Raw genomic sequence first — 22,488 nt, 5'->3', positions numbered from 1 at the left:
CTAGGGTGTGAACCGAACCAAGCTGTTGCCGGGTTTGCCAGTTTGTGATTCCAGGCGACTGTTTTGCAGCCTGGAGGTGGCGATGGCGGACCTGTTCTGGCTCTCCGATGAGCAGTGGGCGGTGATCGAGCCGTTCATGCCCAGAGACCAGCCCGGCCCCGAGCGCAAGGACGACCGGCAGATCATCTCCGGCATCCTGCACGTGCTCACATCGGGATGCCGCTGGCGTGATTGTCCGGCGGAGTATGGGCCGCGCACCACCGTCTACAACCGGTTCAACAGATGGTCGCGGCGCGGCTTCTGGAAGGCCATGTTGGCGGACCTGGCCAAGGCCGGGTGGGCGGGCGATGCGGCCGCCCTCGATAGCACCTATGTGCGGGCCCACCGCTCGGCCCACGGCGGCAAAGGGGGGCGCGGACACAGGCCATCGGCCCGTCGCGCGGCGGCCAGACGACCAAGATCCACGCGCTCACCGATGTCCTCGGCCGCCCCGGCGTCCTCTTGCTGACGCCCGGCAACGCCAGCGACGTGACGACCGCGCCTGCGGTGCTGGCCGAAGCGCCTGGCCGGATCCGGCGGCTGGCTGCCGACAAGGGCTACGATGCCGATTGGCTGCGCACCGATCTGCGGGCGCAGGGCATCACGCCGGTCATCCCGGGCAAGCGCAGTCGCAAACGACGCATCCGCCACGACAAGCGGCGCTATCGGGAGCGCTGGCGCATCGAGGCGACCTTCAACCGCCTCAAGGACTTCCGCCGCGTCGCGACCCGATATGACAAGCTCGCCCGCAACTATGCCTCAGCCGTCGCCCTCGCCGCCGTCATCGCTTTCTGGTGCTGATCGAGTCCAGACCCTAGCCACAGTCACTTGTAGAAGGCAGGGAAGTATGGGCCCAATCGCTATTTCAAGCCATTGAATTCAAACGATTTTTTCCTGGTGTGAATCCCAGTTTGGGCTCAATCCGAGGGGCAAGTTAGGGACCATAGGTGCTAAAATTTGGCCCTTGAAACGCAAAAGGCCCCGGTCAACCGGGGCCTCGGTGAAATATTTGAGTTATATTACCCTTGTATATTCAATCTCTTTTTAGTCTTTTCATGCAGAAAAATACCCTCAAGATCTGATTTTAAAATAAATGCCATTAAAGACTTACTTGATGGTATAGCGGGAGTAATGCCACGTCTGTATAAACTAAATCTCACCTTAAACCTCGTACGGCCAACATCGGGCATAAGATCTTTAAAAGCGACGTATTTATTTCTGAATTCTATTATAGAATTCTGATCTACGATATATTTTTCCCGTTTATAGTATATTCCCTGACAATCAACGGACTTTATGTATCCAAATTTGACAAGGCGCTGAACGACTTCAATCCGGAGCTCAAGTCTCGTGGCTGCTTCTCGTATGCTGATGCCTATTTTCGGGAATAGGATCGGCCGGATCTGATCAGGCCTGACACGGATCGAAAGGTATCCCGAGCCGTCCGAGCGCCGCCCGACCCAGGACAAGCGCTTTTCAAAGACGAGGCGAACGATTTCCATAGCACCGCATGGAACCCGCTTCGCCGCCTTCGGGATGGAGAGTGAGCCCTCCTTCTCTGCGTCCAAAAGCTCGGCTTGATCCGACAATGCCGACATGAACCCGTCGACATCAGACCGGGTAAAGGCAAGTATCCGCTTGCCCGTTTCATGGCGGGGGTAAATCGGCACCAAGAAGCCGGCATCGAGCAACAGCTTGGCTTGTACCCGAGGGGCGTTGATGTACGACGCAACCTTCGCCAGCGGCATCGCTGCGCTGAGCTTGGCCAAGAATTCGGCGCTCGTGTCAGCTGGAAAAGTCATCAAGTTGTCTGGGCGACCTGCTTGATCGGCACCGATGAAGCCTGCGTCTTCCAATGCCTTGCGCAGCCGCTTGGGATGCATCCCGGTTTCGAGCGCAGCGGTGCGGACTGAGTGTAGCCTCCGCGCTTCGATGATCTCTCCGAGACAAGCCTTATCGGGTCGCATGGGCATGCTTTCCGCAACGACTTCTCGCACGAGCTCGCGCAAACCGTCTTGATCGGCAGAGCGCCGGTTGTCGAACAGCCAATGATGCAACGTCCCTAGGGCCGCTGGCACTCCCCCGTTGGAGGCGCGCCCCACCGCGGCTGGATCCAGCAAGGCCGCGATAAAGGAGCGGACGGCGCTTTCACCGCCCATCGCAATGTTGAATCCCGCCTGTCCGGAAAGGCGAAGTTGCTCGTCGTCGAGCTTGCCTACGCGCCTCGCACGGCCGTGCAGTTGCACGCCCCCGAGGACTTCGCAGAAACGGGCTGCGGTGCCCAACCGGAGGTCGTCCAAAAAGGGCACGCCGCCGGCTTGGCCTGTCAGGCGCCGGATGACGTAACCTTCCAGCCCCGTCGCCTCCCTATTCTCGGTATTCGCGGCGAGCGCAGGTAGGCTCGCGGCGTGCTGCCTCAATGAAGCGGTGAAGTCATGAATGAGCAACCCCCGGCCCGTTCCGAACACGACCAAAGGTTGTCCATGGACGTGGCATGTCCGGACGAACGCGACCTGCCACCAAGCCCGACCGTACATAGCTGCGTCCCGCTTAAGCGACGAGGCCGCGGCATCCTCCAGCAGGCACGTCGGGCACGCCCGCAGGGCGCAACGCGACATAAAATTCTGCATGAGGCTTTCACCGCCCAGATGGAACGCCCCAGTTTCCATCTTGCGGAAGGTGCTGGCGAAGAGACGGTTCGGATCCACCCCCGCAATCTCGGCCAGGCTATGGATGGTCGCCAGTTCTCCGTCGGCCACGTTTTGCAGCTTTAACCTGTGGTCCTGGCAGAACTTCTCGGCCGTCGGAACGCCGTTGCGCGCGGCCAAGCGCGACACCAGGCTGGTCGCGGTCTCACCGGGCATATGGTCGACGATCATGCGGATCGAGCTCATTGCGGATAGCCCTCCTCGCCGCTGCCGGACTTCTTCGGGGAACCGGACTTCTTTTTGGACCCGGCTGCCGGCGGAGGGGTCTGGTGCTTGACCTGCAGCATCCGCCAGACATCGACCGCCCGGTAATCCGTCCTGGCGTACGGATTCCACTGGCGGGCGTTGCCAGTCCTTTGCGCGAACGCCTCCTCGAAATGCGAGAGTTCGAGCTTCTTCGTCTTGCCTTCCAGGGCGCATCGGACGGCGTCGTGCATCTCTTCCACGATGACGCCCATGCGATGGTCGCCGGCATGGACGAGCCGGGGAAGGATGCGTCGAACCTCGGCGCCGGCGATGGACATGCCCGCCAGCTCGGCGAAACCTTCCAGGGCCTTCGTCAGCATGGCCGTGTCGGCCGGAAGCTCAACGGACAGGAACTCGTACCACCTCGCACGGCGGGACAGCTGCCGGTCGGCACGTACGAAACCCGCGACCACCGGCAGCCCGGAGAGGACGACGGCAACGGGGTGCTCCGCGTCGACCATCAACGCCTTGAGGCTGTTGCGCAGCTTCTGCCGCTCGATCGCATCGCGGATCTGCGTGGCATGCTGGGCCTCGTCGATATGGAGGACGAGCACGCCGAGGGCCTGGAGACGGGCCCGGACGGTGGACCAGATCTCCGGGCCGGTCACTTGGGTTCGCAGGACCGCATAACCCGTCGCCAGGAGGATCGACCGACCGAGCTCCTTGACCCCGCACGGGCTCGGTGCCGTCATGGACAGCACGAGGTCGTCCGATCCGGTGCGGGCCTCCTGCAGGACCGGGTGCCGCTCGAACAGTCTCGCGAGGCTGCGGGTCTTCCCTGCGCCGCTGACGCCGAGGACCAGCAGCATGTTGGCCTCCCGATGCTCCTCCTCCCCGTCCGGGCCATCGGGGTCCGGCCGTTCGCACAGGTCCGTCAGCACCGCGTCGAACTTCGCCTTGAGGACGTCGTCGCGCCCGGTCAGAATGTAACGCCGGCGTACCCGTTCCATGACGGTGGGAGTGCCGTCACCCTGTCCCAGGGCGGCGCGGAGACGATTGCGCGGGGACCCGGGTCCGTTTCCTTGCGTGTTCGACATGTCTCAGTCCTCGAATTGGGTGTTGTCGGGGGGGATGGAGTCGTCCGCGTCGTCCGGAAGGTTTTCGGCAGGCCGGCGAGCCGGCGTCGTCGCGGCCTCCGGCAAGCCGTTGGAGGGGTGCGATGGACCGGTCACGGGAATGCCGCCCGCGAGCGGATCGGCGCCGTGGGCCACCTGCGCCTCGGCCACGGGATCGGGCACCCAGAAGCCGAGCAGGATGCCCCGTTCGAGGTGGTCGACCTGCTCGGCGGTCACCTCGGGGTTGGCGATGCCTTCCCGATCCTGCGCGGCCGTGCCGACTGCCTCGATGGCCTTGATGGCTTCCCGGACCACCGCCTCGTTCAGCGCGGCGCAGTCGGCCCTGACGCGCCGCATCTCGGATGCGGCCTCGGTCCAGGTCTCGACGTCGATGCCGGCGACATCGCCCCGCACGCATCGCGCGGCATGCCAGCTTGCGCCGATGCGCACAGAGATCTCGCCGAGGTCATCAGGGTCGAGCTTGATCTCAACGTCGCATTCGCCGTGATCGAGGAAGAGCTCGACGAGCTCGTCGCTCCAGTAGCGCAAGCCGAGGATGCGCAGCCCCTCGCTGGTGAGCGCGCGAACCAGGTGGATGCCGAAGATCGAACGCCGGACGTGCGGGTCGGGCGGCGGCGTCGTCCCGAACAGGTGGGTGGCCTCCAGCCACGCGTCCCTGGGCGTCGCGTTGCCGATGCCCGCGTGCGGGGTCGCGTGGTAGACGTCGACCACCCACCGCACGATGACCCAGGCGAGGTCCCGCGTATCGAGGTTGGCGAGCTTCTCGGCGGGGTAGTCCCCGAGGCGCAGGATGTCCTCGAAAGTCCGGCCGCGGAACCGCGCGATCAGGCGCATGTGCACGGTCCTGAAGAAGCGCTCGATGGTTCCGCGGAGGAACGGCAGGCCCGCCGGCGGGATGACGTGGTCGCATCCGAGGCTCGCGACCAGGAGGCCGAACACCTCGGACGTGAAGGCGCTGCCGCCATCCGTTGCGATCGTCTCCGGGGTCCCGCACATGTCCCACGGCAGGGCGGCCCCGACGGCGTCGGCGAACGGTCGCTTGTCGCTGACGATCATCCGCACGACGGCGACGGCGTCGGCCGTAGTCGCCGTCTCGGACAGGTGGAGCCCGAGAATGATCTTGGTCGCCACGTCGATGGCGACGCAGACCTGCATCCGCGCAACCTGCCTGCGCTTGGCGCGCGAGAGGCGGTCCCAAAGGCCGATGGCCACTAGGATGCTCTGGAGATGGACCTCCCAATGGTCCATCTCCACGCGTTGGAGGGGCCGGACGACACCGACACCCTGCGTGACGACGTTCTTCTTGCGCCGGGCCATGTCGAGCCCGTCGCGACCAGCGACGACGGCGACGTGCCTTAGGCTATCGAGGTAATCGTTGAGCTGCTTGCGCGAGGGGCACCAGATCTGCCTTTCCTTAGGCAGATCCCCGTTGAGTTCGGCGACCCGGTTCCGCATCCTCTCCAGCAGTAGCGCCTTCGAGGGCTTCTCGATGCTGCGATAGTCCTCACCCATCCGGTCGAGGATCGCCGTGGCCGTCTCGCAGATCGGAGCAGGCGCACCGCCGCAGTTGGCGTACTCGTCCCGAAGTCCCCAAGGTACCCGACCGGAAGAAATGTACTTCTTCCACCACTTCTTGAACGTCGAGATCGGCGGCATCTTCCGCAGGGAGATCTCACCCTTGCCCGAGGTCGGGATCCCTCGTCGGCGTCCGCCCTTTCGCGTGCCTGCCGGTGCCGTATCGGTCGTCTTCCCCTTTGCTGCCTTCCCGCTCGTGGGCTCGGATTGCACCTTGGCGCATTCCAGGCACGCGACCTCCGCCTTGATGATCGGGATCGCCGCGGCGTATCCCTTCAACGAGCGCGTGGCGCGCCCCTCGCGGCAAAGGCGGTCGAGGCGCTTGCAGAGTTCGTAGCGGAACAGCACCTCGGGCTGCTCGTTCTGGGCGACGTCGTCCATCGACCGCGCGCCCTTCGCGGCCCGGTGGCGGACGACCGCACTGTCATAGAACGCGCGCTCGTAGCGGTAGCCAGGCTGGCGCACGAGGGTGTCGATTCTCTCGTGCGAGAGTTCCTCCGAGAGTTCGGGAGCGTCGTCGCGGCTGAGAAGCCAGCCGGTCGGCGTCGGGCGTGGGCGGCAGTAGGGTCGGCCGGCCAGCGTCACGCGGTCATGGGGACCGAGACGCAACGGCACGACCGCCCGTCGCGCCGCCTGGATCGCGGGGACCGGCATCAGCGGCCTCCCTGCGAAGCGCGGACGACCCGAGTCGCGTACGTGATGCCCCTGGCACCCACGATGCTGAGCACACCGTTGCCGATCAGGCGCACGACGGCCCGGAAGCCTCGGCCATGGAGGCCGCTGGCTCGGACGAGCCCGCCGACCGTGACGATGCCGTTGAGCGTCGCCACGATGACTGAGACCGCCCTGTCGTCGTCCGGCCGATTGTCCCGTCGGACGGCTCGGAGGAGCTTGGCGTCCTCGACCAGTTCGCGCGGCAGATGCCGCTCGGACATATGGACGACACGGTCTGCGACCGTCGGATCCATCTGCGCGGCGATTTCCCGGAGAGTGCCGACGAGGTCATGCCGCAGCGCCCTCTCGTGCGGGCGGACGGCGACGGCGACCTTCTTGCCGGTGTCGAGCGTCGCCACGAAGTCGAAGAAGTGCAGGCGGTCCACACCCTCGGCGTCGACGTAGGAGACCGGTTCGGCCTGCTCGCGGAGGTCGACGACGTCGTGACGGGCGAGGAGGACGTGAGCCGCCTTGAGCTCGACGTTGCTCTCGACCATCACACGCCGGGGTGTGGGACCGTTCGTCACGGTCCGCCCGCGAAGCGCCCCCTTCGGCGACTTGATGCCGATCTTGCGATGGGCAATCGAGGGGCTCGGCTCCGTCCATGGGGGTGGCAGAGCGCGAGCGAGCTCATGCGCACCGGGAGCACCGGCACGGGAATTGGAATTTTGGGATGCCATTTCGGTCACCTGATCGGTGCCGTTGGCGCAGGACATCACCCCGGTGGCGCTTGCCATCGGCTGCAAAACATGCGGTGACTGTCGCCTGCGCTTACGGCGACGTACGTGCGGTCCGCCGCGAGGCGGAATTGATCGACGGCTGTTTGCTGCCAAGCCTGAGAGCCGTCGACGGTTTACGAGCGCTTTGAGCCTAGGCTTGAAGCGCTCGTTTCGTTTGGTGCCGCGGTTTCGTTAGCATCGGTCTTGCTCCGGGGATGGGGTCGGCTTTGCGGCATCGATTGCACCGCAGACGATGTCTTTGAAGCGCCTCCGTTTTGGCGGCCTGTCTTCGTCGACTGGTTGTAACTATTTGGCCCGAACTAGCAAATCTCAGAAACGAACAGCTGAGCTTGCTTAAAAGCCTAGCGATTCCAAATGGGGAATCGGCCAGGTGCCACCCACTTCGAGGTCGCGTTGCGGCACCTCTGCGACAACTTTTTTCGCCTCGGATGCATTTTTTTATCTGCATGGAGTGCCGCACGGCGTTGGGACAGCCGTTCCAGCCTGACGGTCCGCCGACATTTCGGTCGGATCGCCTCATGTCACCGATTCCCCCTGGATGGATCCCCGACGCCGCCGACGTGTGCGTCCCTGGCAGGCCCAGGAAAAGGAATGACGTTGGGCAGCGACCGGCTTTCAGCACTCCGACGCACTGACCTCGCGCGGTCTTCGGCCTTGCGCAGGGCGGCGGCCCCAATCGCGACCATCAGGTCGCCGGCGAGGAAGTCGAATTCTTCCTCGTCCAGGGTACTGCGCATCCTGAGGACGCGCTTGAAGATTTCGGCGGTGAGGTCGTCGAGATCGAGCTCACTCATCGTGGCCTCCCAGGGTGACGAGGACGTCGGTCGGCGACCCCGCGCGACCGATCACGCGGCGGACCTCGTCGCCGGGCATGATGCGGGCTTCCACGAGCCGCCGAGCCAGGGTCTCGATGGTGTCCCGCCGGGCCTCGACGAAGGAAACGGCGACCTGGAAAAGGCGGTTCAGGTCGTTCTCAACCCGCCGCCTCAGATCGAGGTCGTTCCGGAGGAAGTCCCGGGCCTCGTTTTCCGCCGCGAGATGGAGGAGCGTTCCGCCCAGGCCGAGGGAGCAGTGCATCGCGGCCAGCATGGTCGTGGCCATGCCGAGATCGCTGGCGTAGGCGCCGCCGCTGCCGGAATTGACCTCGCCGAAAACCTTGTCCCCGGCCCGGCCCGCAAGGATGGAGACGACGTAGTCTTCGACGAAGGCCTTCGTCATTGTGGTGCCTTGGTTGAGCTTGGTCCTGGTCAGCCCGCCCTGGCCGGACATGAGCATGTTCGACAGGGAGACGATTTCGCCAAGCCCGAGCCCCAGGACTGCAACCGCGTGCGATGCCTCGTGATACGAGGCGGCGAGGATCTCAGTGTCGGAACGCGGATCGGGCGGTGCGATCTGGCGGATCAGGTCGTCGAGCTTCATGGCTCGCCCCGCATCCCGTGCCCGTCGCTGGGCCCCCGCCACCCAGGCGGTGGCCTGCGCGCCTGTCGCACCGACGCCCAGGGTCGCCGGTACGGTCAGGTCGACACCGTCGAGGGCATCCGGCCCGAGATGCTGGCGGATGATGCCGGCCAGGCCGGCGGCATCGGGCGGTTCGACGGTGATGACCCGGCCGAGGCGACCCGGCCTCAGCAGCGCGGGATCGATCAGCTCCGGAAAATTGGTCGCGCCGATCAGGATGATATTTCCGCGAATTCCGGAAACGGCGGCCTCGAACGTCGTCAGGCAGTGATTGATCAGAGGCATCCAGTAGTCGCGGTTACGAGACCCTAGGCCCAGACGGGACGGGAGGGCATCGCACTCATCTACGAAGAGCACCACCGGGGAATTTTGGGACGCGGCCAGGAAAACGCGGTCGATTTCCTTGACGATCTCGTTGAGATAGCCGTTCGTCGACGCGAACCAGGCTGCGACCGACGTATTAATGAGGGGGATGTTCAGCGTCTTGGCAAGGCTTCTCACCAGCGTGGTCTTGCCCGTTCCTGGGTTTCCGGCCAGCAGACATGAGACCTCAAGCGACTTCCACTCGCGTCTACCTGCCTTCCACTCGAAAAAATCCTCGGCGAGCGTTCGGGCGTACTCGCCTGCACGTCCGTAGCCATGGATGTCCTTCAGGAGTGGGACGTCGGCGAGGGTGGGATCGATGGCGGCATTGGCCTTCGAGGCCGCGACGAGGCGGCGGACGCACGCCCCGGCGCCCGTTCCCTTCCTGAGGCATGCGGCGAGGACGTCGAAGGAGAGGCCCTGGGCGACGTTCCTGGGCATGCGGCCGACCTTGTTGCCGGTGATGCTCAGGATGGCCTTGCGAATGACAGCATTCGAGGGCGTGCCGATCTTGATCCTGACGTCGGCGGCCGAGACCAGGGCCGACGGAAGGTACAGGTCGGGCGACTGTGAGATGCCGAGGACGCGGCCGGAGGCCCCGAGGAAATCGGCCACCTCGGCATTTCCCTGGTCGGGCTTGTCGGAACTGCGGCTGCTTCCGGTTCGGAAGATGACGTGATTGAAGCGTGTCAGCTTCTCCGCCGCCATGCGCATCGCCGGCACCCAGTCGGCGCTCGGCACCTGGATCACGACCCCGGCCCCGCCGAAGCGCAGCATCCGCAGGCGGTCCTGGTTCGAGACGGCCTCGTTCAGCGAATGCAGGGCGAGGTAGAAGCGCGAAGACCGGATCTCATGCTCCATCTGGTCGATGGGAGCCCGGTTGTCCGGGAGGTCGTTCAGGAAATCTTCGAGGCTGTCGGCCGAGGGCTTGAGCATCCCTGGGGCGAGCCTCGCCTTCAGGTCCCGCTTCGCCTGCGGGGCGGGCTTGCCCTTGGCGGCGGTGGCCTTGGCGGCGGACTTGGTGGGGTGCTTTGGGAAGTTCGTCATGGCTGCCTCCATTGCGAGGCAGCCGGGCTCAATCGAGCGCGCCGGTCAGGCCTCGTGGGGGGTGTCGGGAAAGGGGTGCGCGGGATGGTTTTCGAGGTTTCATCGGAGTCTCCGATTCGATTTTCGCGATCGTCAGCGCGAACGCTCGTCTGGTGTGTTCAGGCGCCGATCCAGCACCGCGAGGATGGCCTCCAGGGTGCCGGCAAGGCCTCTCTCATTGCTAGATGCATCCACGAACAGCCGACGGATCACCCTGCCGAGCAGGGCGTCAGCGCAGGCCACGCGCGGGGGCGGGTCCTCGAACGAGGGGTAGAGACGAACGGGTGAGGTCGGGGTGTTGGACATGACGGTCGCCTCGGGACGGAGGCGGGCGGGCGCAATCGCGCCGGTCAGGCCTCGTCAACGGAGAGGGGAAGCGGGGGGCTGCCCATAGAGGGCATGCGCGTCATGGCTATGAGGCGACGGGTAGCGTGCATGAACTCGTCCTCCTCGGGTTGGCTCACAGGCTAGGCCGCAATGAGCTTCGGGCCACCCCCTTGCCGGGGTGAGAACAACATAGGAACGCGAAATTGTTCGGGCAAGCTTAAACTGATCTTCGAAAACCCTCATAACGCCATGCTGTGGATCCCGTGGACGCCGACCTACACGGGGCCGAATAAAGGGACGCTATGGTCCGAGGCTTGACTCGCATCGAACGGGCCGGTCTCGCCCCGTTCGGAGGGGGTTAGGAGACCCGGTCGAGGCGATTGGAATGCGGCTCGCAGGAACGCGAAAAGCGGGATGCGCCTCCCTGTGTGCGGCGTCGACGATGTAGGGGTTGTACCGTTCGAACGCACACTACTTCGCCGCCCGGCGCAGGAAGCCGTACATTCGGAGCATCCCCTCGCAGTCCAGGGGCGGGGGCCTGTCCGGCGAGGCCGACCGTGAGGGCGAAGGACAGTGCGAGCTTTCGCATGCTGTCAGGGCTCACCCCGCCCTGGCGGGCCATTGCCGATGCAGGTCGTCGATAACGAAGGCGTGTTCGTGCCGACCGTGGCCGAGTCCCTGGACGTGCGGGTGTGACGGATCGAGGTCCCCGTGGGCATGGGCAACGATGTCCGGATCGGAGGCGGGCCACAACAGGGCGGCCACGGCCACGCCCGCGACGGTTAGCGCGCCGAGGACCGCCAGGGTCGTCGGCATCCCGACCGTGGCGCCGAGCCAGCCGGCCAGCGGGTAGGTCACGAGCCACGAGGCGTGCGAGAGCGCGAACTGGGCGGCGAACACCGCCGCACGGTCCTCGGGGCTCGCCGAGCGACGGAGGAGGCGTCCGGTCGGCGTCTGGGCGGCGGAGTAGCCGATCCCGAGGGCGAGCCAGGTCCCGAGCAGCATCGGCCAGCCGATTGCCCCGCCCCAGGTCAGGGCCGCGACCCCGACGAGGACGACGCCGAGGAAGGCCGCCGACGGCAGCATGACGCCGCGGTCGGATAGGCGGTCGAGTACCCGCGGCAGGAGCAGGGCCGCGATCATCGAGCCGCCGCCGAAGCATCCGAGGGCGATGGCGACGTCGTTCTGTGGGCGTCCGAGCAGGGCCTGGACGATCACCACGGTGTTGACGATGACCATGGCCCCGGCGGCGGCGACCGCGAGGTTCATGGCGAGCAACCCGCGCAGTCGCGGGGTCGCGAGGTAGATCCGCAGGCCCCGCGTCGTGCGGTCGTAGATGCCGCCTTGCCGTTCGGACCGGGTTGCCGCCGGCAAGGTCACGGAGACCACCAGGGCCGCCGAGCACAGGAACCCCACGACGGTGCCGCCGAACAGCCAGTTGTAGCTGATGACCGTCAGCAGGAGGGCCGCCAGGGTCGGGCTGAGCAGGTTCTCCAGGTCGTAGGCGAGGCGCGAGAGGGAGAGGGCGCGGGTGTACTCGCGCTCGTCCGGCAGGATGTCGGGGATGGTGGCCTGGAAGGTCGGGGTAAACGCCGCCGAGGCCGACTGGAGGACGAAGATCAGGACGTAGACCTGCCAGACCTGGTCGACGAAGGGCAGCAGCAGGGCGATGGCGGCGCGGACGAGGTCGGTCGCCACCAGGAAGGCCCGGCGCGGCAACTGCCCGGTGAAGGCGCCGGCCACGGGCGCGACCACGACGTAGGCAACCATCTTGATGGCGAGTGCGGTGCCGAGGACGGCGCCGGCGCGATCACCCGCGATCCGGAATGCCAGGAGCCCGAGGGCGACCGTGAGCAGGCCCGTGCCGATGAGGGCGATGACCTGGGCCGCAAACAGGTGCCGGTACGTGCGGTTCGAGAGGACGGCGAGCATGGCGGCGGGTCCTAGAGGTACTTTGCCATCGCCTTGAACTCGGAGAGGGCGTCCTTGGCGGACTTGCCCCCATGCCCGACGCCGTCCGCGAGGCAATGCTCCATGTGATCCTCGATCAGGACGCGCTTCGCGTTCGTGATCGCGCTCTCGACCGCATGCAGCTGCTGGGCGAGATCCACGCAGGGGCGGCCCTCCTCAATCATGGCGATGACGCCGGCGAGGTGGCCGTGGGCGCGCTTCAGGCGCTTGACGATGTCGGGGTGCGACGCGTGCTGCATGTTGACATCCTATCCCCCCGGGTAGGATATGGGAAGACGGATTTGTGGTCCTGGGGCGGAGGCGTGGCGTCGGGGGTGGGTCGGATTATGCGGTTCCTATCGGTGCTCGTCGCACTCGTGCTGATCGCGACCTCGGTCATGCCGTTGGTCGCGGAAGCGCGCGGAGAAAGCTCGGCTGCTCATGCCCACGCCTTCCACGGGATCGATCACGGAGACCACGACGACGATCATGGTCCCGACGGTCCCGATCCGGCGGACCTCGCCCATCATGCGCAGTCCCATGCGCAGACCCTGACACCCGCCCAGCCGGCGGGTGTGACGACCACGATGACCGGCGCCGACGTCCGGTTCCAGGCCGTGCACGACCGCTTCCCGGGCCGGGGTCAAGGCAGGGCGCCGTTCGAGCCTCCCAGGGGCTGAGGCAGGGCCGCCCGATCACGTCGGGCCCTTTCCTCCAACGGCACCCAAGCTCTCCGGCCCCGCCTTCGCGGGCCACCGGCAGCGAGGGCTCATGGCATCGACATGTTCAAACGTACCCTCATCGTCATGGGGGCCGTCGGCAGCGGCTTCCTGATCGCGACCGCATGGCCGGGCGCGTCCGACGCACTCCGCATGCGCCTTGCCCAAGGCGGTTTCCCGATGTTCGGTCCCGCCGCGACCGCCGGTCCCGTGCCGACGCCGGCGGCGACCCCGAAGCCCGAGGACGCGCATCGGGACGAGCCCGGCCTCGTCCGGCTGACCGACGATCAGGTCACGAAGGCCGGCATTCGCACGGATAGCGTCAAGGGCGGCCGGCTCGCCCGCCATCTCCACGTGCCGGGCACCATCGTCCCGAGTGCCAACAACACCGCCCGCATCGCCGTGAAGACCCAGGGTACGGTGGCGGAACTCCGTAAGGGGCTCGGTGACCGGGTGGCCAAGGGCGAGGTCGTCGCCCTGCTCGACAGCCGCGAGATCGCCGACACGAAGAGCGAGTACCTCGCCGCCCGCTTGTCAGCCGCCCTGCATAAGACCCTTTACGAGCGTGACCAGTCGCTTTGGGACAAACGCATCTCGTCCGAGCAGCAGTACCTGCGTTCCCAGGCGAGCTACGAGGAGCTCAAGGTCAAGGTCGACTCCGCCCGGCGCAAGCTCACCTTCCTCGGCCTGAACCCGGCCGAGATCGAGGCCCTGCCGACCCTGCCAGCGGCCCAGTTCGAGCGGCAGGAGATCCGTTCGCCGATCGCCGGAAAGATCGTCGAGCGCCGGGTCGACCTCGGCGCCGCGGTCGGTCGCGACAATCTGGAGACCGAACTCTACAGCGTCGCGAACCTCGCGGAGGTCTGGGTCGACCTCGCCGTCTCGCCGGGCGACCTGCCGCTGACGCGAGAGGGCCAGACGGTCACCGTATGGACCCAGGCGACCGACGAGCGCGCCGAGGGCAGGATCGTCTTCATCGGCCCGGTCCTCGACCAGAACACCCGCGCCGCCCGGGTCGTGGCCGAGTTGCCCAACCCCGAGGAGCGCTGGCGGCCCGGGTCCTTCGTCTCGGCCGAGATTGCGATCTCCGACAAGCCGGTGCGTACCCTCGTTCCTGCCGAGGCGATCCAGACCATCGCGGGCAAGCCGACCGTGTTCGTAAAGGTCGAGGGCGGCTTCGAGGCGAGGCCGGTGGGAGTCGGGCGATCCGACGACGGGAGCGTCGAGGTCACGACGGGGCTGGAGCCCGGCGACGTCGTTGTCGTCGGCAACAGCTTCATCCTGAAGGCCGAGCTCGGCAAGGCCGCGGCGGAGGACTGAGCCATGATCCGCCCGATCCTCGCCTTCTCCGTCACCAATCGCTACGCGGTCATCCTGGTGACGCTCATCGCCACCGCCCTCGGCGCGTGGTCGCTGGCCCGGCTGCCCATCGACGCCGTGCCCGACGTCACCAACAACCAGGTCCAGATCAACGCCGTCGCGACCTCCCTGACGCCGGTGGAGATCGAGAAGCAGGTCACCGTGCTGATCGAGCGGGCGCTCGCCGGCACCCCCGGCCTTGAGACGATGCGGTCGTTCTCGCGCAACGGGTTCGCCCAGCTCACCGCCGTGTTCAGCGACAAGGTCGACGTTTTCTTCGCCCGGTCCCAGGTCAACGAGCGCCTGGTCGAGGTGCGCGGGACGCTGCCGCCCGGGGTTGAGGTCAAGCTCGGGCCGATCTCCACCGGCCTCGGCGAGATCTACTGGTGGGCGGTCGAGTACCTGCCGCCGGGCGAAGGGGCGCCCGTCCGGGACGGCAAGCCGGGCTGGCAGACCGACGGCAGCTACCTGACCCCCGAGGGCGAGCGCCTGACCGACGAGTTCCGGCGCACGGTCTACCTCCGCACGGTGCAGGACTGGATCATCCGGCCGCAGATGAAGAGCGTGCCCGGGGTCGCCGGCGCCGACGCCATCGGTGGCTACGTCAAGGAGTACCAGGTCCAGCCCGACCCGATGCGGCTCGTCGGCTACGGCCTGTCGTTCAAGGACGTGGCCGATGCCATCGAGGCCAACAACGCCACCCGCGGGGCCAACTACGTCGAGCGCAACGGCGAGGGCTACATCGTCCGCGCCGGCGGCCTGATCGAGAACATGGGCGAGATCGCCGAGATCGTGGTCGCTACCCGTGCCGGGGTGCCGATCCTGGTTCGCGATGTCGCGGAGGTGACCATCGGGCGCGAGCTCCGGACCGGCTCGGCCAGCGAGAACGGGCACGAGGTGGTGCTCGGCACCGCCCTGATGCTGATCGGCGGCAACAGCCGCACGGTGTCGGCCGCGGCGGACGCCAAGATCACCGAGATCAATAAGCTGCTCCCCCCGGGGATCGTGGCCCGGACCCTGCTGAGCCGGACCGAGCTCGTCGACGCCACCATCAGGACGGTGGCCAGGAACCTCGCCGAGGGGGCGCTCCTCGTCATCGTTGTGCTGTTCCTGGCGCTAGGCAACATCCGCGCGGCCATCATCACCGCATTGGTCATCCCGGTCGCCATGATGTTGACGGCCACCGGAATGCTCGCCGGCCGCATCAGCGCCAACCTGATGAGCCTGGGCGCGCTCGACTTCGGCCTGATCGTCGACGGCGCGGTGATCATCGCCGAGAACAGCCTGCGTCACCTCGCGGAACGCCAGCACGAGCTCGGTCGCAAGCTCACGCAGGAGGAGCGGCTCGTCACGGTCCGGGTCTCGGCCGAGGAGATGATCAAGCCGACCGTCTACGGACAGGCGATCATCATCCTCGTCTACGTCCCGCTGCTGACCTTCACCGGGGTCGAGGGCAAGACCTTCACTCCGATGGCGTTGACGGTCCTGATCGCCCTGGTGGCAGCCTTCGTGCTGTCGCTGACCTTCGTACCGGCGATGATCGCCACCTTCGTCACGGGTCGCGTGAGCGAGTCCGAGAACGCCCTCATTCGGGGCATCAAGGCGGCCTACCGCCCGCTCCTGGATGGTGCGATCCAGGTACCGATGGCCTTCATCGCCGGCGCGGTCGTCTTGCTTGGCCTTGCGGGCGCGCTGTTCACGACGCTTGGGCAGGAGTTCGCCCCGACCCTCGACGAGAAGAACATCGTCATGGAAGCCCGGCGCATCCCGTCGACGTCGATCACGCAATCGCAATCTATGCAGCTCGGCGTCGAGCGGGCGATGAGCAAGTTCCCGCAGATCGCCTTCGTGTTCTCGCGATGCGGCACCCCCGACATCGCCGCTGACCCGATGCCACCCAACGCCTGCGACGCCTACCTCATCATGAAGCCCCAGGCGGCGTGGCCCGATCCGAGCCTGACCAAGGAGGCCCTGATCGGCCAGCTAGAGGCGGAGGCGAAGCTGATCCCGGGGACCCTGCTCGGGTTCTCCCAGCCGATCCAGATGCGCTTCAACGAGCTCATCGCCGGCGTCCGCGACGACCTCGCCGTCAAGGTTTTTGGCGAGGAATTCGGACCGATGGTCGAGGGCGCCAACCGGATCGCCGGCATCCTGCGCGGGCTCGACGGCGCGGCGGACGTGAAGGTCGAGGAGGCGGTCGGCCTGCCGTTCCTGGACATCAGGATCGACCGGCGCGAGATCGCGCGCAGGGGGCTCAGCCTCGCCGACGTGCAGGACGTCATTGGCACGGCCATCGGCGGCAAGGATGCCGGTCTCGTGTTCGAGGGCGACCGCCGCTTCAAGATCGTCGTCCGCCTGTCCGATGCGATCCGCGGCGACGTCGAGGCGCTGAAGAACCTGCCGGTACCGTTGCCGGCCAAGACCGGCATGGCCGAGGGCGCGAGCGTGCCGCTGCGCCAGGTCGCCACGTTCAGCTTCACGGAAGGAACGAACCAGGTCAGCCGCGAGGATGGGCGCCGCCGGGTGGTGGTGACGGCAAACGTCCGCGGCCGCGACATCGGCTCGCTCGTGGCGGAGGCGCAAGAGCGGATCGCCAAGGAGGTGACGCTGCCGGCGGGCTACGAGGTGCGCTGGGGCGGCCAGTTCGAGAACCTGACGGCGGCCCGCCAGCGCCTGATGGTGGTGGTACCGGCCTGCTTCGCCCTGATCTTCATCCTGCTCCTCGGGGCGCTAGGCTCGGGTCGGGACGCGGCCATCGTCTTCAGCGCGGTGCCGCTGGCGCTCACCGGCGGTGTCGCGGCCCTGTGGCTGCGAGGGATGCCATTCTCGGTCTCTGCGGCGGTCGGGTTCATCGCCCTGTCCGGCGTCGCTGTGCTCAACGGGCTCGTTCTCCTCAACTACATCAAGCAGCTGGTGGCGGAGGGGGCCAACGTTTGGGCCGCCGTGCGCGAGGGGGCGATGACCCGGCTCCGGCCGGTGGTGATGACCGCGCTAGTGGCGGCGCTGGGCTTCGTGCCCATGGCGCTGGCGACCGGCACCGGGGCGGAAGTCCAGAAGCCGCTGGCGACCGTGGTTATCGGAGGCCTGGTCAGCGCCACCCTCCTCACCCTGGCGGTCCTGCCTGCCCTCTACGCGAGGTTCGGGGGATCGGGGCCGGGCGGGCGATTGGCTGAACCGACGGACCAACGGTTGTCAGAGGCTGCGGGGCGGCATCGGTGAGGATCTGGCTTTCCAGGCCCACAGTGCGTTGGGGTGGCTGGGCGCGCAGGATCGGAGAGACACCGTCGCGGTCGCCGAAGGCCTGGATCGACTCCGAGGGAAGCAGGTAGGACTTCCGGTTGCCAACTTCCGGAGTCAAGGATTCCTTAACCATCACAGGCGGGCCTTACGGCAGGGGATCGTAGGGAGAGCGGCCAAGGGACGGGCTTTGTCGGTGGATCCCGTTCGCCCGCCGCTTGCGGTAGTGACCGAGGCGATGCGATCGACATTTCACACCAGGAGCGCGCGAACGATGAAAGCCAGGGACCACAACCCGATCCCCTGATCCCGGAGCGCCAGTAGCGAGAAGCGGCCTCCGTCATTTCGGAGGCCCAAATGCCCAGGACACTCTTCTCCGCCGACACGCATTTCGGACACCGCAGCCTTCTCAGCCCACGCATGCCTCAACCCCGTCCGTTTGAGACCATCGAGGCTCACGACGAGGCCCTGGTCGCCGCCTGGAACAAGGTCGTCAGACCAGACGACATCGTCTGGCACCTCGGTGACTTCGCCTACAAGTGCACCCTGGACTACGCCGCATCCGTCAAGGCGCGCCTGAACGGTCGCATCCACCTCGTCAGGGGGAACCACGACCACGGCCTCGGTGATCGCCTCAGATGGGCTGGCCCCATCGTCGACGTGCAAAGGGTCTTCGTCCAGGATCCGGGCATGCCCGAGCGAGTGGCCCTATGGGTCAGCCACTACGCACACGTGACGTGGCCCCATGCTTGGCACGGCGACCTTCACGTCTACGGCCATTCCCACGGCAGCCTGCCGGCTACCCGGACCAGCCTCGACGTCGGCGTGGATTGCTGGGATTGGCGTCCGGTCACCCTGCGGGAGATCGTGGCGAGGATGGAGGAGGCTCCTGCGTCCAACCCGTCGCACCGAGGTCCTCACGGATGGCAGCCGCAGTCTTCCAGAACAAATCATATTGGATGAGGTTCGTTCAGCCACCTTGCGTAAGCTCGTATGTCGATCATCGGAACGGTCGCCGTGTTCTGCAACCTCGCGATAAGTTCGAATAGGAACGCAGTTGCAGGCCTACCTTCCAGAGCCAAGTTGTAACTGGTACCCGCGTCGGTAGTGGCGAAGTGACCGTGGGCAGCGACGCAGCCTATGTCGAGCTTGTCACCGGCGTCTCCTTTCGTCAGTGCGGAGATCAATGGATCACCCATGGCGGGCGTCCAATCGCTATCAAACGTGAGAAGTCCCCCTAGTATATGATGAAGAGGCTTTGCAGGATATGTCCCTCCGGCATGGGGTATCGGCAGGCTCGTTCGAGTTAGGCGTCGCACGCTTGCTAGCTTCGCACGTGCGTAGCTGACCTGAGCCGCATCTATAGCCTGTTTTGCCTCGAAAACCGCATAGACGCTTTCTGCCGGAATGACAGGGTGCCCATCTTGCTTCAGGATAAATGGGGTATATTGCCGATCATAGACAACAATATCGATCTGATCGCTAAAATTGCCTTCGCTATCTACGATGAACGCCGTGTCCGATTGATAACGAGCGGGAAGGTATTTTAACAGTTCCAGCCAAACTGTCTCACTGGCGTCGCCCTTAGCACCAGGATGGCCGTAGAGCTTCCTGGCACGTTCGAGCCTGCCCTGAATATCGTCGTGAAGGCCACCAAGCAGGGCAGATAAAGACCAAGTGCTCATAGATACTCCTCGTCTCGATCACTGATAGGTGCCGTTATTATTCAGGAAAGGGGATACCTTGGTCCGAACAATTCCCGCCACGCCTTCACGGCTTCACCGTTCTTCCCACGACGCCTCAGATCGATTGCCAAACTCGCATCCCGGCTTGCTTGCCGTAGCAGCCTTTCGGCCCTGTCTTTTCGTGCGGTGTCCATCCCATCGCTGATAGGCGGTCCTAAGCCGGCTGGGTCTGCCCACGTCTCATGGACGCGGTCAGCTAGCGTGGAAAAGAGAGCTTGTACTTCCCTATCGAATGCACCACCCCATGGGGCATGGAGGCACTGCAGACACATAACTTCGATGAGGAACGATGGCTTGACAGGCTTTTCGCCGTGACGAGGATTGTTGTTCCAGTATTTGATCATACGCACCAAACCTTTCCATTCGCTCGAATAAGCTTGTTGAGCTTCAACAGCTTTCTGTGCGTGGGTTTGCGGATTTGTGCCGATCCATTTTCCAAGAGAATCGTCGGGTATCTCGTAGTCCGTACCTTTGTCGAATGCCGGCACTACATCGATACTGATGACTTTGTAATCGGTCTTGTCCGACTCGTCGGCGCGAATGCCAAAGTCGACATTGATAGAGCGGTTCTGACGTTTCGTATTGTCTCTGCCGTATCTATCCACCAGTGCTAAATAGAAATCGTCCAAGATCACCGCTGGCCCCTTGTCGCGATAATGGTTTTCGGACGGTTTCATCACGAAGAAAATATCGATATCCTTAAGTGGTTTTGTTTTAGTCCACCGCGCATACGAGCCAGTAAGGAAACTGCGATCGATCTTGAATTTCGTCTCGATGTATTCCCTCACCTCCTTGTGTCGGTCCTTTGCGTTAGCCTGCTCCTTATCGTTCAGCTCCAACCTGCTTTTAAACTTCTTGAACGCATCGTCGACGCTAAACATTAGGTTTTTCTCCAATATACTGCGCTACCGCCAAGCCCTTGATGTTCAATCGTCGAGCCGAGGCTCTGTCTGACCATTCCGTCAGTTGATCGCATGCCGCAGGACGACCATCCGGCTACGTCGGGGCGGCCCGGCTTACAGCGGAGGATAACTTCATAGCTCGCGTCCGCTGGGGCGACGCCGGATTTCCGGATGTGATAAGCAAGCTGATCCGTGTCGGTCCAAAAACTACCCTCTCCACTCGACCATCCATAAACAATATCGATGTCCCACCGGAGTATGAGAGCACTCGTTTTCGGATTGTAAATCTCAAGAACGACGGTTTCCAGGTCTTGCGAGCCCAGCCAACTCGTAAGTCCACGATTATGGACATCCCAGTTGCTCGCAAAGTTTAATGGATCAAGGCCGCTCAAACGAATGATATCTTTCAAACTCTTAAGTATGTTGTCGGCAACATAGGTGACGGATTGGGTGTAGGTGTTGACGGTTACCGAAGTCGTCATTCGAACAATCCCTTGAGATCTAGAACCAAACCTCCGGCGGCTTCGGCCTTTTGCGATTTGTCGACATGAGCATCGTCCGCCTTATCCCTGGCGGTTATTCTCGACGTCTTCTCCTTCAAAGCTGCACGCACCCACGCCAGATCGTCGGTCGAGCAAGGTATCGAGATCTTCCAATCTCCCTTGGTCGCGTCATGCGGCAGGCCGGACTCGTTGGATGCGTCGCCTTCCAACGCATCGTCGTCATAGAGACAGTAGAAGCGGGTCCTCGGTCCCTCGCACGTACAGATAATCGGTGCGGCACTCGTGCATTGATCGGCAATGGTGCTGGCGACGATGCCCGATACGGACATCATTTCGGTCTCTGCCTCGGAGGATTTGCCGGTCGTAAGAAGGCCGACGATCAATTTCCACGTGCCACCCGCGTCACGGAAGGGCGTACTACGGATCGAGCGCTTGATGACGGTGCTCAATGCTTCGATCCTTTCGCGCGGTTCGCCTTCGAGGACCTGGCGGCGACCAGGAGCATGTCGACGGTCATCGTGTTGGGGTTGGCGGCGGTCTCGGTTGTGGCCGCCATCGCGTTGGCGACGGTTTTTCGGATGGCACGCCCGTCCAATCCGACGCATTCGGACACGCAACGGCCGAAGCCGGGTGAGGCGGTGATAGCGCCGATTGCGGGATACACTTCTCCGATCCGTGTGAGGCAGTCGGTCAGGATCTGCTTGCATGCCTCTGCGTTCGGCAAAGGCACCTCAAGGATGAGATCGCAGCGGGATGCGAATGCGGCATCGACGGCCTCGGGAAAATTGCTCGTCGCAACGAAAAGTATGTCCGGATGTTTTTCTGCAAGATCGTCGAGTTGGGTCAGTACCGCGTCGGTCGCACGATGGATGTCGACGGGGTTCGCATCCAGGCTGAGTTTGCTTCGGTCCGTCGCGAGCGTCTCGACCTCATCGAGAAGGACGATGATCGGTCCCATTGACGCGGCTTCGCCGATTGTCTGTGAAAACAACTCGGAGACCGCCTTCTGGGTTTTTCCCATCGCGGAACTGCCCAGGACATGAGGGTCCACCTCAAGCAACCTCATGCCCGTGGCACTGAATGATTTTGCGACCTTGTGGGCCAATCCCCTCGCCAAGGATGTTTTCCCGGTGCCTGGTAGACCAACCAGAAGGATGATGCCGTGTAGCGGCAGAACCGAACGTTTGATTTTGCGTCGAACCGTGAAATTCAGCACGGCCTGAGCATGCAGTTGAGACTTAAGTGCTGGATCGACTTTGATCGATTCCCACAACTGTCCAAGCTTCTCGTCCGGTAAATTGCGGATAGTATGAATACCTTTGGGGGTTTCCAACATCGACTCCTGATAGTTAAAAGATAACCTTAATGACTGATTGGGTTCCATGTGAGGAAGATCGGCCATTCGGTAGATGTGACCTTCTTCCTTACGGCCAAGCTTTCACGTTTTGTTCTATTTAGTCTTGTTTACCAGGCTTTGGGTGGGCCGGCCGATATTTCGCATTCTTACGAAGTTTGAGTTTGCCGAATTTGATGCTTGATAGAACCGAACTTCGTCGCCCGTTCCATTGCATCGTTGGGTAGCGGAGGGCGGGCAAATGTGACTATCGCGAAAGCGCCCTCGCACTTTGAAGAATTCACGATGCCAACAGACAAATATTTAGCTCTAGCCAGTACGCCGCCTGTGAAATGACTGCCGCCTAGAACAATCTTACCCTTAGCGGACCCCGAGCCAGGCCATTGC

At 64.2% G+C, this 22,488-nt stretch carries 19 protein-coding genes; 5 read left to right on the top strand and 14 right to left on the bottom strand.

All coding sequences use genetic code 11. From position 1 onward, the window contains the following. Nucleotides 1-82 precede the first annotated feature (82 nt). Nucleotides 83-840, top strand: a protein-coding gene (locus tag Q8W67_RS09335; RefSeq protein WP_305544164.1) for an IS5 family transposase whose coding sequence is annotated in 2 segments (ribosomal slippage) — nucleotides 83-413 and nucleotides 413-840 — 759 coding nt in all. Because the reading frame shifts where the segments join, the coding sequence is not laid out codon by codon here. 218 nt (nucleotides 841-1,058) lie between these two features. On the opposite strand, the gene Q8W67_RS09330 is transcribed toward Q8W67_RS09335, so the two are convergent. The 9 genes from Q8W67_RS09330 to Q8W67_RS09290 all read right to left on the bottom strand — a co-directional run bounded on the left by Q8W67_RS09330 (nucleotide 1,059) and on the right by Q8W67_RS09290 (nucleotide 12,542). Further along, complete coding sequence (locus tag Q8W67_RS09330) at nucleotides 1,059-2,933, bottom strand: TniQ family protein (protein ID WP_305544161.1); 1,875 nt, start codon at nucleotides 2,931-2,933, stop codon at nucleotides 1,059-1,061. Continuing rightward, nucleotides 2,930-4,030, bottom strand: a complete 1,101-nt coding sequence (locus tag Q8W67_RS09325) for an ATP-binding protein (protein WP_305544158.1) — start codon at nucleotides 4,028-4,030, stop codon at nucleotides 2,930-2,932. The genes Q8W67_RS09330 and Q8W67_RS09325 overlap by 4 nt, the downstream gene beginning before the upstream one ends. A 3-nt stretch (nucleotides 4,031-4,033) precedes the next feature. Continuing rightward, nucleotides 4,034-6,298 (bottom strand): Mu transposase C-terminal domain-containing protein, encoded by a 2,265-nt coding sequence (locus tag Q8W67_RS09320; protein WP_305544155.1) that lies wholly within the window; start codon nucleotides 6,296-6,298, stop codon nucleotides 4,034-4,036. Continuing rightward, nucleotides 6,298-6,885 (bottom strand): hypothetical protein, encoded by a 588-nt coding sequence (locus Q8W67_RS09315; RefSeq protein ID WP_305544153.1) that lies wholly within the window; start codon nucleotides 6,883-6,885, stop codon nucleotides 6,298-6,300. Before Q8W67_RS09315 ends, Q8W67_RS09320 begins: the two co-directional genes overlap by 1 nt. A 734-nt stretch (nucleotides 6,886-7,619) precedes the next feature. Then, nucleotides 7,620-7,892: a hypothetical protein gene (locus Q8W67_RS09310; protein WP_305544150.1), complete on the bottom strand. Its 273-nt coding sequence runs from the start codon at nucleotides 7,890-7,892 to the stop codon at nucleotides 7,620-7,622. Continuing rightward, nucleotides 7,885-9,696 carry an AAA family ATPase gene (locus Q8W67_RS09305; RefSeq protein ID WP_305544139.1) on the bottom strand — a complete coding sequence of 604 codons (1,812 nt, stop codon included), beginning with the start codon at nucleotides 9,694-9,696 and terminating at the stop codon, nucleotides 7,885-7,887. The genes Q8W67_RS09310 and Q8W67_RS09305 overlap by 8 nt, the downstream gene beginning before the upstream one ends. Before the next feature lie 402 nt (nucleotides 9,697-10,098). After that, nucleotides 10,099-10,311, bottom strand: a complete 213-nt coding sequence (locus tag Q8W67_RS09300) for a hypothetical protein (RefSeq protein ID WP_305544137.1) — start codon at nucleotides 10,309-10,311, stop codon at nucleotides 10,099-10,101. Nucleotides 10,312-10,932: 621 nt separating this feature from the next. Continuing rightward, entirely contained in the window at nucleotides 10,933-12,264 is a 1,332-nt protein-coding gene (locus tag Q8W67_RS09295; RefSeq protein WP_305544135.1) for an MFS transporter, read from the bottom strand. An 11-nt stretch (nucleotides 12,265-12,275) separates the two neighbouring features. After that, nucleotides 12,276-12,542 carry a metal-sensing transcriptional repressor gene (locus Q8W67_RS09290; protein WP_147018773.1) on the bottom strand — a complete coding sequence of 89 codons (267 nt, stop codon included), beginning with the start codon at nucleotides 12,540-12,542 and terminating at the stop codon, nucleotides 12,276-12,278. Nucleotides 12,543-12,629: 87 nt separating this feature from the next. Here Q8W67_RS09290 and Q8W67_RS09285 point away from each other — a divergent pair, with 87 nt between their 5' ends. From Q8W67_RS09285 to Q8W67_RS09270, 4 genes are all read left to right on the top strand, one after another. Next, nucleotides 12,630-12,962, top strand: coding sequence for a hypothetical protein (locus Q8W67_RS09285; protein ID WP_305544130.1), 333 nt, complete (start codon nucleotides 12,630-12,632; stop codon nucleotides 12,960-12,962). A gap of 102 nt (nucleotides 12,963-13,064) precedes the next feature. After that, nucleotides 13,065-14,321, top strand: a complete 1,257-nt coding sequence (locus Q8W67_RS09280; protein ID WP_305544128.1) for an efflux RND transporter periplasmic adaptor subunit — start codon at nucleotides 13,065-13,067, stop codon at nucleotides 14,319-14,321. A gap of 3 nt (nucleotides 14,322-14,324) precedes the next feature. Further along, nucleotides 14,325-17,579, top strand: coding sequence for an efflux RND transporter permease subunit (locus Q8W67_RS09275; RefSeq protein ID WP_305544126.1), 3,255 nt, complete (start codon nucleotides 14,325-14,327; stop codon nucleotides 17,577-17,579). Between the two features lie 375 nt (nucleotides 17,580-17,954). Next, nucleotides 17,955-18,560, top strand: a complete 606-nt coding sequence (locus Q8W67_RS09270; RefSeq protein ID WP_305544124.1) for a metallophosphoesterase — start codon at nucleotides 17,955-17,957, stop codon at nucleotides 18,558-18,560. Here Q8W67_RS09270 and Q8W67_RS09265 read toward each other — a convergent pair. The 5 genes from Q8W67_RS09265 to Q8W67_RS09245 are packed head-to-tail and all read right to left on the bottom strand — an operon-like array spanning nucleotide 18,548 to nucleotide 22,131. Further along, nucleotides 18,548-19,282 carry a DUF6602 domain-containing protein gene (locus Q8W67_RS09265; protein ID WP_305544122.1) on the bottom strand — a complete coding sequence of 245 codons (735 nt, stop codon included), beginning with the start codon at nucleotides 19,280-19,282 and terminating at the stop codon, nucleotides 18,548-18,550. The two genes, Q8W67_RS09270 and Q8W67_RS09265, sit on opposite strands and share 13 nt — an antisense overlap. A gap of 41 nt (nucleotides 19,283-19,323) precedes the next feature. Next, nucleotides 19,324-20,223 carry a CBASS oligonucleotide cyclase gene (locus tag Q8W67_RS09260; RefSeq protein ID WP_305544120.1) on the bottom strand — a complete coding sequence of 300 codons (900 nt, stop codon included), beginning with the start codon at nucleotides 20,221-20,223 and terminating at the stop codon, nucleotides 19,324-19,326. Continuing rightward, nucleotides 20,223-20,726, bottom strand: a complete 504-nt coding sequence (locus Q8W67_RS09255; RefSeq protein ID WP_305544118.1) for an HORMA domain containing protein — start codon at nucleotides 20,724-20,726, stop codon at nucleotides 20,223-20,225. Before Q8W67_RS09255 ends, Q8W67_RS09260 begins: the two co-directional genes overlap by 1 nt. Next, nucleotides 20,723-21,196, bottom strand: a complete 474-nt coding sequence (locus tag Q8W67_RS09250; protein WP_305544116.1) for a hypothetical protein — start codon at nucleotides 21,194-21,196, stop codon at nucleotides 20,723-20,725. Before Q8W67_RS09250 ends, Q8W67_RS09255 begins: the two co-directional genes overlap by 4 nt. After that, the gene (locus Q8W67_RS09245; RefSeq protein ID WP_305544114.1) at nucleotides 21,193-22,131 is read right to left on the bottom strand and encodes an AAA family ATPase; all 939 of its coding nucleotides are present in this window, start codon (nucleotides 22,129-22,131) and stop codon (nucleotides 21,193-21,195) included. The genes Q8W67_RS09250 and Q8W67_RS09245 overlap by 4 nt, the downstream gene beginning before the upstream one ends. Nucleotides 22,132-22,488 lie beyond the last annotated feature (357 nt).

It is taken from the genome of Methylobacterium sp. NEAU K, from assembly GCF_030700285.1.
Taxonomy (GTDB): domain Bacteria; phylum Pseudomonadota; class Alphaproteobacteria; order Rhizobiales; family Beijerinckiaceae; genus Methylobacterium.
This window is presented reverse-complemented; position numbering and strand designations above follow the sequence as displayed.

Coding starts and splice junctions, on each gene's coding strand:
- Q8W67_RS09330 (WP_305544161.1), bottom strand. CDS start 2,933: ATGAGCTCGATCCGCATGATCGTCGACCATATGCCCGGTGAGACCGCG.
- Q8W67_RS09325 (WP_305544158.1), bottom strand. CDS start 4,030: ATGTCGAACACGCAAGGAAACGGACCCGGGTCCCCGCGCAATCGTCTC.
- Q8W67_RS09320 (WP_305544155.1), bottom strand. CDS start 6,298: ATGCCGGTCCCCGCGATCCAGGCGGCGCGACGGGCGGTCGTGCCGTTG.
- Q8W67_RS09310 (WP_305544150.1), bottom strand. CDS start 7,892: ATGAGTGAGCTCGATCTCGACGACCTCACCGCCGAAATCTTCAAGCGC.
- Q8W67_RS09305 (WP_305544139.1), bottom strand. CDS start 9,696: ATGCTGCGCTTCGGCGGGGCCGGGGTCGTGATCCAGGTGCCGAGCGCC.
- Q8W67_RS09300 (WP_305544137.1), bottom strand. CDS start 10,311: ATGTCCAACACCCCGACCTCACCCGTTCGTCTCTACCCCTCGTTCGAG.
- Q8W67_RS09295 (WP_305544135.1), bottom strand. CDS start 12,264: ATGCTCGCCGTCCTCTCGAACCGCACGTACCGGCACCTGTTTGCGGCC.
- Q8W67_RS09290 (WP_147018773.1), bottom strand. CDS start 12,542: ATGCAGCACGCGTCGCACCCCGACATCGTCAAGCGCCTGAAGCGCGCC.
- Q8W67_RS09285 (WP_305544130.1), top strand. CDS start 12,630: ATGCGGTTCCTATCGGTGCTCGTCGCACTCGTGCTGATCGCGACCTCG.
- Q8W67_RS09280 (WP_305544128.1), top strand. CDS start 13,065: ATGTTCAAACGTACCCTCATCGTCATGGGGGCCGTCGGCAGCGGCTTC.
- Q8W67_RS09275 (WP_305544126.1), top strand. CDS start 14,325: ATGATCCGCCCGATCCTCGCCTTCTCCGTCACCAATCGCTACGCGGTC.
- Q8W67_RS09270 (WP_305544124.1), top strand. CDS start 17,955: ATGCCCAGGACACTCTTCTCCGCCGACACGCATTTCGGACACCGCAGC.
- Q8W67_RS09265 (WP_305544122.1), bottom strand. CDS start 19,282: ATGAGCACTTGGTCTTTATCTGCCCTGCTTGGTGGCCTTCACGACGAT.
- Q8W67_RS09260 (WP_305544120.1), bottom strand. CDS start 20,223: ATGTTTAGCGTCGACGATGCGTTCAAGAAGTTTAAAAGCAGGTTGGAG.
- Q8W67_RS09255 (WP_305544118.1), bottom strand. CDS start 20,726: ATGACGACTTCGGTAACCGTCAACACCTACACCCAATCCGTCACCTAT.
- Q8W67_RS09245 (WP_305544114.1), bottom strand. CDS start 22,131: ATGGAACCCAATCAGTCATTAAGGTTATCTTTTAACTATCAGGAGTCG.